Raw genomic sequence first — 15,130 nt, 5'->3', positions numbered from 1 at the left:
CAGGCCTTTGCTTCGAGGATCACAGAAGTAAAAAAACATAATTACTTAATTTAAAAACGTAATAGATTCTTCCAGGTCAACTGTGTCAGAAAGTGTTTCACCTACACAAAACAAACCGGAGTCTGCTTAGAATGAGTAAAAACATAATGCACAGTCGGCATGATGAATATCATAAATTAACCCGCGGAGAACGAATTGGTTATGGCATGGGCGACTTTGCGCAAAACCTGGTTTTCGGCACCATTGGGGGTTTTCTGGCTTTGCATATGCTGACGGTAAATACCATCAGCACGGCAACGGCAGGCTTTATTTTTCTTTTTGTCCGCATCATTAATGTGTTTTGGGATCCGATGGTCGGCACCTACGTGGATAAACGAACCTCGAAAGCAGGAAAATATCGCCCCTGGCTGTTACGAGCCGGCGTGCCGCTGGTGATCCTGTCGGCATTACTGTTCGCGCCCATCCCCGGAGTGAAAGGTTCGGTGGCTTTCGCCTTTATTATTTATCTGGCGCTGGACCTGGTTTATTCCTTAGTCAATATTCCCTATGGCTCGCTGAATGCCTCGCTGACCCGCGACCCGGAATCGATCGATAAGCTGACCAGTACCCGTATGATGCTGGCCAACAGCGCCAACCTGCTGGTCTATACCCTGTTCCCGATGTTTGTGCAGATGGCGGCGCCGAAAGATCGCAGCCTGAAAGACACCGGCTTTTTCGGCCTTGAGCTGAATCTGGGCAACTATACCGATCCGTCGGCGAACTACGCCTGGTTTGGCGTGTACGCCATCTATATGATCATCGGCGCGGTGGCCCTGTTTATCTGTTATAAATTCACCAAAGAACGCGTTGTCGCGACCGCCGAGCAGACCGCCAACGTCAAAACCACCGACCTTTTCCACGAGCTCAGACATAACCGCCCGCTGGTTATTCTCGGCATGTTCTTTATGCTGGCCTTTACCTTCATGTTCTTTATGAACACCGTTAACAGCTTCTTCAACCAGTACGTCGTCGGCCACTCCGAATGGATGGGCGCGGTGGGTCTCGTCGCGTCTATTCCCGGCATCGCCTTCCCGGTGTTCTGGCCGAAACTGAAAAAAATCTTTGGTAAAAAAGGCTTCTTCCATCTGTTCCTCGCCATGTTCATCGTCGGCGAACTGCTGACCTACGTCTGGTCCCGCGAAGGGATGCACGACGCCCTGTGGCTGGCCTATATCGCCACCTTTATTAAACAGTGGGGCTTAACCTCCGCCACCGGCTTTATGTGGGCGCTGGTACCGGAAGTCATCGCGTATGGCGAATTAAAATCTGGCAAACGCAATGCCGCCATTATCAATGCCATTATGGGACTCTTCTTCAAGATCGGCTTCACCATCGGCGGCGCGATCCCGCTGTGGCTGCTGGCGGTGTATGGATTTAATGAAAGCGGCGCCGTGCAGAGCGCCAGCGCCATCGACGGGATCATTATGACCGCGGTGTGGATCCCGATTGCGCTGGCCGCTATTTCGATGGTGATCATGCAGGTTTATCCGATCTCCGATAAACATGTTACCGACATCAACCGTCAGCTGGATGAGATCCGCGTGTAGTTAAAAAAATTATAAATCAGACCGATTCGTCACTTTCCATTTTAAAAGGTGTAATGAAATGTCACTTATTCAAAACCCGATATTACGCGGCTTTAATGCCGACCCCAGTATTATTCGCGTCGAGGATACGTACTATATTGCCAACTCGACGTTTGAGTGGTTCCCGGGCGTGCGTTTACATGAGTCGAAAGACCTGAAAAACTGGAACCTGCTGCCTTCGCCGCTCTCCACCACCACCCTGCTGGACATGAAGGGCAACCCCTCCTCCGGCGGCATTTGGGCGCCGGCGCTCTCCTGGGCCGATGGGCAATTCTGGTTGGTGTATACCGATGTGAAGGTCACCGAAGGCGCCTTCAAAGACATGACCAACTATCTGACCACCGCGAAGGATATTCGGGGCCCGTGGAGCGACCCGATCAAGCTGAACGGCGTCGGGTTTGACGCCTCGCTGTTCCATGACGACGATGGCCGGAAATATATCGTTCAGCAAACCTGGGATCACCGGGAGTACCATCACCCCTTCGATGGCATTACCTTAACGGAGCTGGATACCAACACGCTGAAATTAATGCCGGAAACCGCGCGCACCATTTACCGCGGCACCGCCGTGGCGCTGGTCGAGGGGCCGCACCTCTATAAACTGAACGGCTACTACTATCTGTTTGCCGCCCAGGGCGGCACCGTGTTTACCCACCAGGAGGTGGTGGCGCGGTCGAAAACCCTCGAGGCCGACAGCTTTGAAACCGAGCCGGGCGACGTATTCTTAACCAACGTCGACACCCCGGACAGCTACATCCAGAAACAGGGCCATGGCGCGCTGGTCTCCACCCCGGAAGGCGAATGGTATTACGCCTCGCTCTGCGCCCGGCCGTGGAGTCGCCCGGGGGAATCCATCTACGACCCGCGCGGCTGGTCAACCCTCGGTCGGGAAACCTCGATCCAGAAAGTGTACTGGGACGACGAAGGCTGGCCACGTATTGAAGGCGGTCACGGCGGGAAAACCTTCGTCGAAGGGCCGAAAGACGCCATCTTCACCGAAAGCGCCAGCGATAATAGCCAGCAGGATGACTTTACGTCGCCAGCGCTCGACCCGAACTGGAATACCCTGCGGGTGCCGTTTACCGCCAAAATGGGCACCACCGGCAACGGCAAATTAACCTTAATCGGCCAGGGTTCGTTAGCCAATACGCATGACCTGTCGCTGATTGCCCGCCGCTGGCAGGCCTTCTATTTTGACGCCGCGGTGAAGGTGAAATTCGAGCCCTTCAGCTACCAGCAGATGGCCGGGTTAACGAATTACTATAACGACCGCCACTGGAGCTTTGTCTTCCTGACCTGGAATGAAGTTAACGGCAAGGTCATCGAAGTCGGCGAAAATAACCGCGGGAAATACACATCGTACCTGAAAGATAACGCCATCAAGGTGCCGGACGGCGTGGAATACGTCTGGTTCCGGACCAAAGTCCGCAAGCAGACCTACAGCTATGAATACAGCTTCGATGGCGTGACCTTCACCGAGATCCCGGTCCAGCTGGATGCCGCAGTGCTGTCCGATGACTATGTGTTGCAGAGCTACGGCGGGTTCTTTACCGGGGCGTTCGTCGGCCTGGCGGCGGTAGACTACGCCGGGTACGGCACCCAGGCTGAGTTTTATCAGTTCGAGTATCAGGAACTGGGCGATAGGTTAGCGGCCGATGGCAGCTACAGCTGGGAGGCTGGCGAGACGCGGGATAAGTAAGGGAGAGCGGGCCCACGCTACCGGTGAGGTAGCGTGAGGTTTGTGGTGTGTTTGATGTAATTAAAGCGAGCGCTGTCGGATGTCAGTCTGTGGGGCGCAGCCGGGCCTTCAGCTCTTCGGGGGTAAACGGCGGATCTCGCCGGTGCAGCATCGCATGGCAGTTGGGACATACCGGGATCAGATCGGTTTCAGGGTTCAGGCGGTAGTCCTGCTTTATCCCGGCCAGCGGGATGAGATGGTGGATATGGATAAAGCCCTGGCCGATATCGCCATAGCGGCTGGCCATATCCAGACCGCATACCTGACACCGGCAGCCATGCAGGCGAAGCGCCGCCTGACGAGCCTGACGGTCGCGCTCATAGCGATTGACCACCACCTGCATCGCCGCCCCTTCCACGTACTCCATGGTCGTCTGCCCCTCATCGGGGAAAAGCACAGCCTCGTCATCGCCAGCGCCCTGCGACGCGATCGTAAATCCTTGCTCCAGTAACAGACGCACGCATTTGGATTTAATCCCCCCGCTGAAATCCGCCGGGGTAAATTCCGTCCCCGTCGCAAACGTGGCCGCTAACCCGACGATGGCTTTTGAAGGATACCGACGCCCCTCAAATTCGATCTCATACAGACGCGCGCTTTTAAACTGATGCGCAACGCCTGCATCATAAGCGCGAATGGCGGCGATGATGCATTCTCTGGATAAATGGTCCGGTAGTTTTTTCATAAGACATAGCTATCTGATGGCGCGAAGCTTGAGTATAAATAGAAAGCTATGGGCTTTTCGAACAAATAACTGGCAGTGATAGTTAAATAGCGATCCACGTAGAATCGCCGCATCTGGTAGGTTGATCTGCAAGGATTTTGCGAGCATCATCGCATTTATTTAGCTGCCAATGTAACGCTATGCCCTCCAGCACGACCCTGCAACACGCGATCGAGAACATCACCATCTGGCGCAAAGGCGAACAGCGTGCACCGCATAAGCCACTGCTGCTGCTGTACGTCCTCTCACAGTACCTGCGCGGCCATGCGCGGATGTTCGATTACGCCTCGGAGATACGCGATGAGCTGCATAGCCTGCTGGAACGCTTTGGCCCGCAACGCCGCCAGTACCGGCCGGACATGCCCTTCTGGCGCCTGAAAGGCGACGGCTTCTGGCAGTTGCACAACAGCGAACAGTGCTCAACCCAGGGCAGCCGACAGCCGCCCGGCAAAGAGCTGGAGCTCTGTCACGTCGCCGGCGGCTTCGATGAGCCGCATTTTGCGCTACTCAACAGAAATAAGAAGCTGATCAATACCCTCGCCCATCAGATCCTCGAAGCGCATTTCCCGGAGAGTATTCAGGAAGAACTGGCTGAAGAGATGGGGTTTGATCTGCTGCAGATCCGTAAAGAGCGCGACTGACCCTTAGCGCAAAACAGACCTGCCTCTCACTCGCTCCGTAGCATGCCTGCAGGTCCCGGCCCCATTCGCGCAGACGTACCAGCGTCAGTTCTTTTTTGCCAGCACATCCTGCAACATAGCCTTGTCGAGGCTCAGATCGGCAACCAGCTTCTTAAATTTGAGATTCTCTTCCTCAAGCTGTCGCATGTGTTTCAGCTCCGAAGGAGAAATCCCGCCGTATTTCTTGCGCCATGTATAGAACGTGGCATCGGAAATACCCAGCTTACGGTAGACTTCCGGCACGGACATCCCCAGTTCAGCCTGCTTCAGGGCAAAAACAATCTGCTCTTCGGTGAACCGTGATTTTTTCATCGGTACCACCTCCGTTCTGGAAGTGTAGATCTTGCCGGCATGCTGTTTCTGAATGGTGCAGGATTTCGGGTCAGGATCACTCTATTGTATAATTTTTATGAGGCTAATATAACTAATCTCATAATCTTTTGACTAATATTCGTTATCAGTATTTTTTGTCATCAAATTTACTAATCATGCCTTTGTGTGTTTTTGAAAAATGAAGTATCTTTATTCTATTTGTGTTAAGTTATATGAATGCAAGAGTAAATTAAAAAAACACATTAAGCCATTAATAGGAGATGATATGTTAAGGATTAATCAAATAATTAAAATCCTTAGTAATATGAAGCCGTATGCACCTTATACATACAAAAGTAAAACAGATAAATTAATCGACAAAATACATGGCAAATTGCTTGCAATTGTAATTATTTTTATTGCCGCTCTAGTTTTATGCATTTTTTTATATGAGTCACCTAGTTTCGCTAAAACTGATGTGATTATAGATGTTATCTATCTGCTATATTTTACCATAACGTTTATTGGGCTAGTAATAATGATATTGCCACCTATCTTAGGAGTAAAGCATTTAATAGACTGGAAAAAGAATCATTTAATGATTTTATTTGTGAAATTTCGCATGATGAAGAAAATGCAAAACTACTTATAAGTTATTCAGAAATTGAACTTCTATATGCAATTCATTGGTTAGAACTTAAGATAAATAGAATAACAGTGAGGGTTAGTAGTTTCTTTGGTGAAAAAACAGCGATATTATCAGTCTTGGGCCTTTGCTATTCGGCAGTACAGGCATCAATTGGGTTTGATACATTGAGTAAAACATTTATAGGTGATCTTTCTACCACGAACTCAACTAATACTGTCATCATGTTCGGATTATCATTTTTGCTAGGTATATCTCTGGGAGCATTGATGTTAAAAAAAGTAGCAAATCACCAGTTATATCTGAAAGAAATTGTTGAGTTGGCAATAAGAATAAAAAAAGACACTCTAAATTGATAAAGATGACTTGGATGGATTGAATGGACTGGACTGACCCCATGCCTGTAGACAAATTCTGTCCTCACGACGAGGCCTGTTCGAAGGCCTCCGGGCTGACGCCACCGAGATGACTGTGACGCCGGGCCCGGTTGTAGAACACTTCAATGTCATCGAAGATATCCGCCCGGGCCAGATCCCGGGTTTTGTATATTCTCTTCCTGATGCGTTCTTTTTTCAGTGAACTGAAGAACGATTCGGCCACCGCATTATCCTGGCAGTTGCCACGCCGGCTCATACTGGGTGCCAGGTTATTGGCCCGACAGAACCGTTGCCAGTCGTCACTGCCGTACTGGCTGCCCTGGTCTGAAGGCACGATGACCTCGCCATCCGGTTTTCGCCGCCAGACGGCCATCATCAGCGCGTCGAGTGCCAGTTCGCGCGAGAGAGTGGGTTTCATCGACCAGCCGACCACATTACGGGCGAAGAGATCGATAACCACCGCCAGATACAACCATCCCTGCCAGGTGCGGATATAAGTAATATCGGTGACCCAGACCTGATTGGCCCGGGTAACAGTAAACTGCCGCTGCACGCGATTAGGGGCAACAACGGAAGGTCTGCCGGCGATACGGCGTGGTGCCTAATAGCCGCGCACGGCTTTGATCCGGTTCAGTTGCATAATACGACCCACCCGGTTTTTGCCGCAGGTTTCCCCGATTTCGTTCAGATCGCCATGAACCCGCCGATAACCATATACGCCTCCGCTCAGTGAATATGAGTCACGGATAAGTGACAGCAGACGCTGGTTATCTTTATCACGCGCCGAGACCGGGTTGTGCAGCCACGCGTAGAACCCGGCCCGGGCGACATTCAGTACCCGACACATCGTCATCACTCCCCAGACAGTGCGATGTTCATTGATAAAGCGGTACTTCAGTCGGGCTCCCTTGCAAAGTACCGCGCGCCTTTTTTAGAATATCCCGTTCTTCTTCGGTGCGTTTTAGCTGCGCCCGTAGTTTCAGGATCTCGCTTTTGGCTTCCAGTAAATCCCGGGCATGCTGTTCGCTGTTATCGGGTTTAATAGCCCGTAACCACTTATAGAGACTATGTGCGGAAACGCCCAGACGGTCAGATACTTCGGCAACGGAATAACCGCGTTCCGTTATCTGACGGACGGCTTCTTCCTTAAATTCAGTTGAAAATCGTGGTGTGCCCATACGCTTATCCTATGCTCAAACTATAGGGCAGCATCGTCTACCGGGGCGGGGGCAGTCCAAACCAATACGATGACTGTCTACGTTTGAGACATCATTTCTTGCTGTTACATTAGTATTAATGCATGATTGTCATCAATTTGATTACAACCATGGCACTTTATGGATTACCATATTCATTTTCCCATATAGTGATGATTCATGCCTAGCTCCCCTTCTAAGCGGCTTGAGGACTTGAGTGTGGCCCAGCGAGAGCGGCTGGCCTACATCGATTTTCGGCTCTATTTCTTCGGTGAGATCGGTCGCCCAGATCTGATTGAGCGCTTCGGCGTGGCTCCAGCAGGGGCGACACGCGATTTGGCTTTGTACCGGGAAATCGTGCCGCATAACATCACCTTCGATGGTAGCAACAAGATCTATCGCATCGGGCAGGCGTTTTCCCCGTTGTTCAAACACGCATCGCAGCGTGTTCTGTCGGCGCTGGCTTTCGGCTTTGGCGATGGCGTGAACGGCTCAATGCAGGCGCTGCTACCATGTGAATCCCCCGCAGCCCTGTGCATCCCCAAGATGGATGTGTTAGCAGCGATTTGCCGAGCCATCCACGCCAAGCGACCTGTCGCCATCCGCTACCACTCGATGAGCGGCGGCGAGTCCGAGCGGATAATTGTGCCCTTTGCCTTGGTTGATACCGGCCTACGCTGGCACGTCCGGGCCTTTGATCGCAAGAGTAGAGAGTTTCGGGATTTCGTCGTCACCCGCATCGAAGCACCAACATTGCTCGACGAGGAGCCACAGGCCAACGAACGACAGGATAACGACATCCAATGGACGCGCATCGTCGAGCTGGATTTCGTGCCGCACCCGAACGTTGATCGGCCCGATATTATCAAGATGGACTACGGGATGACAGATGGTTCGATCAAAATGCGCGTTCGCGCTGCGGTGGTGGGCTATATGTTGCAGCGCTGGCGGGTAGACTGCTCACCCGATCATTGCCTTCGCGGACCGGAGTACCGGTTATGGCTCAAAGATCATCTCGCAATTTACGGCGTAAAAAATGCCTTACTGGCACCAGGCTATAGCGCCACTAAGAAGGCTGACTATTAATGGAACTGATCGACAATATCAACCGTCTGCTCGGAGACGACCTAAAGCAGACGCTCAAACCTGGTGCTCGCCTGAAGATCGCCGCCTCCTGCTTTTCGATGTACGCGTTCGAAGCGCTCAAAGCAGAGCTGGAAAAAATCGACGAGCTGCAATTCATCTTTACCTCGCCGACGTTTACCGCTAACGAGGTTACCGACAAGATTCGCAAGGAACGCAGAGAATTCCACATACCGAAGGCTGACCGCGAACGGAGCTTGTACGGGAGTGAGTTCGAAATTCAGCTGCGTAACAAACTGACCCAGCGCGCAATTGCAAAAGAGTGCGCGGACTGGATGCGGCGCAAGGCAACATTCAAGTCCAATCGCAGCAAGGCACCGATGCAGCAATTTACTTGCATTCAGGCTGCTGCCGCAGATACTGCCTACATGCCACTGCACGGCTTTACCGCCGTCGATCTCGGCTACCAGCAGGGCAACGCTGTCTCCAACTTCGTCAACAAGATGGACGAGCCGACATTTACGGCGACCTACCTCAGTCTGTTTAACCAGATCTGGCAGGACCCCGAGAAGCTGGAGGATGTAACGGCGCAGATATGCGACCACATTGCATCCGTCTACCAGGAAAACTCGCCCGAGAGCATCTACTTCCTGATGCTCTACAATATCTTCAATGAGTTTCTGGACGACATCAACGAGGATGTCCTGCCGAACGACCGCACGGGCTATCAAGACACGCTCATCTGGAACAAACTCTTCAATTACCAGAAAGATGCTGCTACCGGGATCATCAACAAACTTGAAAGCTACAGCGGCTGCATCCTGGCCGACAGCGTGGGTTTGGGAAAGACTTTTACCGCGCTGGCCGTGGTAAAGTATTACGAACTACGCAACAAGTCAGTTTTGGTGTTATGCCCTAAGAAGCTGGCGGACAACTGGCTGAACTACAGCCGCAACCTCAAGACCAACATATTTGCTCGCGACCGGTTCAACTACGACGTGCTTTGTCATACCGACCTCAGCCGTACGAGCGGTGAGTCGTTCGGCACACCGCTGAATCGCATCAATTGGGGCAACTACGACCTCGTCGTCATCGACGAGTCGCACAACTTCCGCAACAATGACGCCTATAAGGACAAGGAAACCCGCTACCAGAAGCTGATGAACAAGGTTATCAAGGAGGGAGTGAAAACCAAGGTATTGATGCTTTCGGCCACCCCGGTGAACAACCGCTTCAACGACCTGCGCAACCAACTGGCGCTGGCCTACGAAGGCGACTCCGAAAACCTCAGCAAGAAGCTGCGCACCGGCAAGACGGTAGAGGACATTTTCCGTAGTGCACAGGCCAGCTTCAATGCGTGGGCAAAGCTTCCATCGGAAGAGCGCACAGCGCGGGCCATCCTGGAATCGTTGGACTTCGACTTCTTCGAGTTGCTCGACAGCGTCACCATCGCACGTTCGCGCAAGCATATTCAAACCTTCTACGATACCAAGGAAATCGGCCAATTCCCTGAGCGCCGCAAACCCTTGTCGTTCCATAGCCCGCTCACGCAGCGAACGGATGTGATGAGCTTCAACGAAATTTTCGAGCAGCTGTCTTTACTCAAGCTCGCTGTTTACGCGCCGATCAGCTACATCCTGCCCAGTCGGCTCAAGAAGTACGAGGAGATGTATGACACTCAGGTTGCAGGCAAAGGCAAGCTTAAGCAAGTCGACCGCGAAAAGAGCCTGCAGGCATTGATGACGACCAACCTGCTCAAGCGCCTGGAAAGCTCGATTGAGTCTTTCCGCTTGACGCTCCAGTCCCTGCGCGCGAACCACACGAATACGCTAGGCAAGATCAGCACTTTCAATCAGACTGGCGACCTCAGTGGCATTGACAGCAGAATAAATGACCTGACCGACCAGTTAGAAAACCTCGATGCGGACGACGACTTGCCTGATATTGGCGACAGCGAGATTGGCGGCAAGGTCAAGATCAGCCTCGCCGATATGGACTTACCTTCATGGGAGCACGAACTGAAGGTCGATCTGGAAATCATTGATGCCTTGCTGACGTCGATGAACAAGATCACGGCTGCCGATGATGCCAAACTACAGCATCTCAAGACACTGGTTCTGGAGAAGATCGCCGCACCGCTGAATCCCGGCAACAAGAAGGTGCTGATCTTCACCGCCTTCGCCGACACCGCTGACTATCTGTATGCCAATTTGGCTCAGGAATTGCTGGCTACACAGGCCTTGCACAGTGCAAAAGTCACCGGCAAAGGGGTACCGAAGAGCACGCTCAAGAAGAGCTATGACTTCCAGGAACTGCTCACTCTCTTCTCTCCGCACTCGAAGGAGAAAGCCATCGTGCTGCCAAATGAGGAGGCAGAGATAGATGTGTTGATCGGCACCGATTGTATCTCTGAAGGCCAGAACCTGCAGGACTGCGACTACCTCATCAACTACGATATCCACTGGAACCCCGTGCGCATCATCCAGCGCTTCGGCCGTGTGGATCGCATCGGCTCACCCAACAGCTGCATCCAACTGGTTAACTACTGGCCAGACATCTCTCTCGACGAATACATCAACCTGAAGGAACGGGTTGAGAGCCGAATGATGATTGCCGATGTTACAGCCACCGGTGATGACAATGTGCTGAGCGCCCAAGCCAACGATGTGTCTTATCGCAAAGAGCAATTGCGACGTTTGCAAGAGGAAGTGATTGAGCTGGAAGACCTGAAAACCGGAGTGTCGATTACTGATCTCGGGCTCAATGACTTCCGAATGGACTTGCTCAACTATGTGAAGGTCAATGGCGAATTGAGCAACGTGCCAAGCGGGATGCACGCCGTAGTGCCTGCCAAGCCGGAGATGGGCCTACGCCCGGGTGTGATCTTCACGCTACGCAACCGGAATCCAAGCGTCAACGTCAGTCAACACAACCGCCTGCACCCTTATTACCTCGTCTACATTAATCGCGAGGGGGAAGTCATTCACGATCACACCGAAGTCAAACGTTTGCTGGATCTGGTTCGCACATGCTGTAAGGGACAAGCCCAGCCTATTACAGATGCCTGTCTCTTGTTCAATAAGGAAACGGCCGATGGCCGCAAGATGCAGATGTATTCGGACCTGCTTGGCAAGGCCATCCGCTCAATGATCGAGGTGAAGGAAGAGAAGGATCTGGACAGCCTCTTCTGCAGCGGAAAGACCACCGCGTTGGTCAATACTATCGTCGGACTGGACGACTTCGAACTGATTACCTTCCTCGTGATTCAGGAGGCCGGATGAGTCAGTCTGCGCGATTTGAGTCGAATACCGCCTTCATTAACTATCCGAAGCAGGCTGTCTTTGGTCGTACCCTGCCAAAGAATAAGATCTACGAACACAGCGGCGCTAATACAAGGCTGAAGGACTTGTTCGTCGAGCAGGTGGAGCAAATCGTCTGGCAATACAAGTTGGCCCCAGAAACGATCAACCTGCCCGCCAGGCCGGGAGTACCAGAGCTTCAGATTTTCTCAATTCAGCTCAAGACATTGGAGCTGAATATGGACGTTTTGCGTTGCATCGATGGCGCGGTGCAGTTTCCCGTCATCTTCGAGCTGAGCTTTGATGAGCGAACAAAGGTGATCGCTGCATACAAACGCCCCAATGAGTCAGACGCCAGTCGTTGGGTCTTGAGTGACTACTTTGCCACAGCCTGGTTGTCGAGTGACTATGAGCGCGCCACCATGCCCTTAGCACTCGACCTGGGCAGCTTGTATGAGCAGGTGCTTCACCGTCTGATCCCCATGCCTGCGCGCCCACAAGAAACTCTCGCTGACTTGGTTTCACGCGTGGAACTGGTTGCAGCCAAGCAGCGTGAGGTTGAGAAAGCTGCGAGCAGACTTGCCAAAGAAAAACAATTCAACCGCAAAGTAGAGATCAACGCGCACTTGCGGCGGCTCAAAAATGAACTTGAAGAATTGACTGGGAGAGAGAGTGCATGACGCAAAGCCTGAATGAAGAGTCAAGGAAACACATTGAGCAATTCGCTGATGAAGCGTTGGCGCAACTCGAAAGCATCGCTGAAACCGCCAAGGGTAAACTGTACGATGGGCGGACACCTGGTTCCGATGCGCTGGCAAACATCAACACAATGACTTCCAGTTCAGCCATACAAAGGCTGGATAAGATCGGTCAGGAGAACCGTGAAAGCTATCAGGTACTAGTGGCGGAGCCTGCCATCGCTCGTGTTGTGGTGGTCGATGAAGAGGGTGAAGAGAAAACCTACTACATCTGCCGCACGACGCCGGTATCGGGCTTCCCCAATTTGGCCAGCTACCGCGCACCGGTTGGACGCTTGGCCTCGTTGGCAATAGGCACAGAGTTCACGCTTCCCAATGGAACCGTCGTTGAGGTTCTTGAGCGAGCCCAGCTTCGGCCCAATGCGCTTGCCGGTGGGTGGGATTCACGCGACACCGTAGTTGAAGCCGAGCATTTTGGGCCGTTCACTATCGAGTCGCTGCGTGCGCTGCTGACCGCGGTTGCGGGAGAAGAAGCCTCCGAAGACATTCTTAGCCAATTGCTGGCCGAGGAGTCAGTCAAGGCCAACATCATCGACGGTGTTCGCCGCAGCGTCATCACCAAGATGGGACTGCGTGATCAGCCTATCCTCGATCAATATCAAGATGAGATTTTCCGTCGCCCTATCGACAATCGTCTTTTGATCCTGGGCCCGCCAGGTACAGGCAAGACGACCACCCTGATCCGCCGCCTCGGCCAAAAACTCGACACCGCCTACCTGGATGAAGGCGAACAACGTCTGGTTGAAACAATCGCTTCAGCCCAAGGCATTGCGCACGCCAACAACTGGCTGATGTTCACGCCCACGGAATTGCTCAAGCAGTACCTCAAGGAAGCATTTGCGCGTGAAGGTGTTCCCGCCTCGGATCAGCGCATCAGAACGTGGCAAGACTATCGACGCGAGCTGGCCCGAAACGTATTCGGCGTCCTCAGAAGGGCTTCCGGTAGCGGTACCTTTGTTCTGAAAGACGGACTGACCAGCATGACCGATGCCGCACTAGAGCGCCCCATTCAATGGTTTGACGATTTCGATGAATGGCAGCGCAAGGCCTATGTGCAGGAACTGCATGAAGCAGCAACCCTGCTCCACGATGCCAAAACGCCCGACGTCCTAAGTCTCGGCGCACGTCTGCAAGACATCTTGTCGCGCGCGGCCGATGGCGCACTGGCGGCGATGTTTGGCTCACTGTCGGTGGAGATTGCCAAAGTGCAGGCACTCGTCAGCAGCCTGAAGGAAGGCTCGGACGCCAAGATCAAAGCCGCACTCAACCTGCAGCTCAAACGCAACCGAGCTTTTCTGGATGAGTTGGCCCGCATGATCGACAGCCTCCAACAAGGGCAAGCGACTGAAGAGGACGACCAGGACGACCCGGATGCCGATGAAGAAGAAGACATCACAGCATCCCGCACAGGCCGTACCGCGGCGCTCAATGCCTACATGCAAGCGGTACGCGCCCAAGCCCGGGCAGCAGCATCCAAGCGCACAGTCAGCAAAACCTCTCGCAATGGCAAAATCATCGAGTGGTTAGGGGAGCGTAGTCTGACAGAAGCGGATCGCGTTGAGGTGGGTGCAAGTCTTCTGGTGCAGGCCAGTGCACGCCGCTTCGTTAATCCGGTCAAGCGCTACCTCGAGGGCATCCCGAAGCGCTACCGTGCATTCAGGCGCGAACGCCAACCGGCAAACACCTGGTATCGCCACGAAGGCTTTGAGGCGCGCGACATCCACCCCCTGGAGTTGGACATAGTACTGCTTGCGATCTTGCGCGCCGCAGGCGACCTGCTCAGTCGGCCCAACGTTCAGCGCGACATAGATAGTCCCGCGTGGTCATCGCTCCAGCCCATTCTGGGGCATTACTGCAACCAGATCCTGGTGGATGAAGCCACTGACTTCTCGCCCATCCAGCTGGCGAGCATGGCGGCGCTGACGCATCCGCGGCTGCGCTCATTTTTCGCCTGTGGCGACTTCAATCAACGCCTGACCACCTGGGGCGCACGCTCCGCCGACGACTTGAAGTGGGTTTTCGCCGATTTCGATATCAAGGAGATCACTGTCTCCTATCGGCAGAGCAAGCAACTGAACGATTTGGCCCGCGCCATGATCCGCGCTGTCGGTGGCACCGAGCAAAACGCCAGCTTGCCAGCGCATATGGACAGCATGGGCGTTGCGCCGGCCTTGCTGGAGCACGCGACCAACGCAGAAACCATTGTCGGTTGGCTGGCTGATCGCATTCGCGAGATTGAGCGCTTTGTCGGCCAGTTGCCATCCACCGCCATTTTTGTAAATACCGAGGACGACGTAGCCCCGGTTGCCGAAGCACTCAACACTGCCTTGGCGGAGCACAACATCCAGGTCATCGCCTGCCGAGAAGGCCAGGCTGTGGGGCAGGAAAGCAACGTGCGTGTGTTCGACATCCAGCACATCAAAGGCCTTGAGTTTGAGGCGGTATTCTTTGTCAGCATTGACCAGCTCGCCACGCTGCACCCGGCACTGTTCGACAAATACCTGTACGTCGGTACCACCCGCGCTGCCACCTACCTGGGCGTGACCTGCCAGGGCAGCTTGCCATCCGCCATCGAAAGTCTGCGCCCGCACTTTTGCCAGGACTGGCAACAAGGCGACTGAACCTACTAATACGAATTTGAATTGTTAGCCGCTATGCCTTTTCCACAAAAAGCATAGCGACCAGAGGAAAAGAA

General features: G+C 53.3%; 7 protein-coding genes and 3 pseudogenes. 7 read left to right on the top strand and 3 right to left on the bottom strand.

Going from position 1 to position 15,130, the window contains the following annotated elements:
• Positions 1–146 precede the first annotated feature (146 nt).
• Both GQR96_RS02665 and GQR96_RS02660 read left to right on the top strand, forming a co-directional pair.
• Positions 147–1,586, top strand: a complete 1,440-nt coding sequence (locus GQR96_RS02665; RefSeq protein ID WP_074384324.1) for an MFS transporter — start codon at positions 147–149, stop codon at positions 1,584–1,586.
• 58 nt (positions 1,587–1,644) lie between these two features.
• Positions 1,645–3,324, top strand: a complete 1,680-nt coding sequence (locus GQR96_RS02660; RefSeq protein WP_065904838.1) for a glycoside hydrolase family 43 protein — start codon at positions 1,645–1,647, stop codon at positions 3,322–3,324.
• An 82-nt stretch (positions 3,325–3,406) separates the two neighbouring features.
• Here the strand turns inward: GQR96_RS02660 and GQR96_RS02655 are convergent, their stop codons facing one another.
• Positions 3,407–4,045, bottom strand: coding sequence for an HNH endonuclease (locus GQR96_RS02655; protein WP_065904836.1), 639 nt, complete (start codon positions 4,043–4,045; stop codon positions 3,407–3,409).
• 179 nt (positions 4,046–4,224) lie between these two features.
• On the opposite strand from GQR96_RS02655, the pseudogene GQR96_RS02650 reads away from it, so the two are divergent.
• Positions 4,225–4,722, top strand: a pseudogene (locus tag GQR96_RS02650) (phosphorothioated DNA-binding restriction endonuclease); the annotation flags it as partial.
• Between the two features lie 93 nt (positions 4,723–4,815).
• On the opposite strand, the pseudogene GQR96_RS02645 reads toward GQR96_RS02650, so the two are convergent.
• Positions 4,816–5,076, bottom strand: a pseudogene (locus GQR96_RS02645) (transposase); the annotation flags it as partial.
• Between the two features lie 1,066 nt (positions 5,077–6,142).
• Positions 6,143–7,277 (bottom strand): annotated as a pseudogene (locus GQR96_RS02640) (IS3 family transposase).
• 198 nt (positions 7,278–7,475) lie between these two features.
• Between GQR96_RS02640 and GQR96_RS02635 the strand changes: the two are divergent.
• From GQR96_RS02635 to GQR96_RS02620, 4 genes are read left to right on the top strand one after another with little or no spacing between them, the layout of a single operon-like run.
• Positions 7,476–8,381, top strand: coding sequence for a helix-turn-helix transcriptional regulator (locus GQR96_RS02635; protein WP_065904832.1), 906 nt, complete (start codon positions 7,476–7,478; stop codon positions 8,379–8,381).
• On the top strand, positions 8,381–11,659 hold the full coding sequence (locus GQR96_RS02630; RefSeq protein WP_065904831.1) for a helicase-related protein: 3,279 nt from the start codon (positions 8,381–8,383) through the stop codon (positions 11,657–11,659). The genes GQR96_RS02635 and GQR96_RS02630 overlap by 1 nt, the downstream gene beginning before the upstream one ends.
• Positions 11,656–12,357: a DUF4391 domain-containing protein gene (locus tag GQR96_RS02625; RefSeq protein WP_065904830.1), complete on the top strand. Its 702-nt coding sequence runs from the start codon at positions 11,656–11,658 to the stop codon at positions 12,355–12,357. The genes GQR96_RS02630 and GQR96_RS02625 overlap by 4 nt, the downstream gene beginning before the upstream one ends.
• Positions 12,354–15,056: an ATP-binding domain-containing protein gene (locus GQR96_RS02620; protein WP_065904829.1), complete on the top strand. Its 2,703-nt coding sequence runs from the start codon at positions 12,354–12,356 to the stop codon at positions 15,054–15,056. The genes GQR96_RS02625 and GQR96_RS02620 overlap by 4 nt, the downstream gene beginning before the upstream one ends.
• Positions 15,057–15,130: the final 74 nt, after the last annotated feature.

It is taken from the genome of Klebsiella sp. PCX, from assembly GCF_021869705.1.
Lineage (GTDB): Bacteria > Pseudomonadota > Gammaproteobacteria > Enterobacterales > Enterobacteriaceae > Klebsiella > Klebsiella quasipneumoniae.
This window is presented reverse-complemented; position numbering and strand designations above follow the sequence as displayed.

Coding starts and splice junctions, on each gene's coding strand:
- GQR96_RS02635 (WP_065904832.1), top strand. CDS start 7,476: ATGCCTAGCTCCCCTTCTAAGCGGCTTGAGGACTTGAGTGTGGCCCAG.
- GQR96_RS02660 (WP_065904838.1), top strand. CDS start 1,645: ATGTCACTTATTCAAAACCCGATATTACGCGGCTTTAATGCCGACCCC.
- GQR96_RS02655 (WP_065904836.1), bottom strand. CDS start 4,045: ATGAAAAAACTACCGGACCATTTATCCAGAGAATGCATCATCGCCGCC.
- GQR96_RS02625 (WP_065904830.1), top strand. CDS start 11,656: ATGAGTCAGTCTGCGCGATTTGAGTCGAATACCGCCTTCATTAACTAT.
- GQR96_RS02630 (WP_065904831.1), top strand. CDS start 8,381: ATGGAACTGATCGACAATATCAACCGTCTGCTCGGAGACGACCTAAAG.
- GQR96_RS02620 (WP_065904829.1), top strand. CDS start 12,354: ATGACGCAAAGCCTGAATGAAGAGTCAAGGAAACACATTGAGCAATTC.
- GQR96_RS02665 (WP_074384324.1), top strand. CDS start 147: ATGCACAGTCGGCATGATGAATATCATAAATTAACCCGCGGAGAACGA.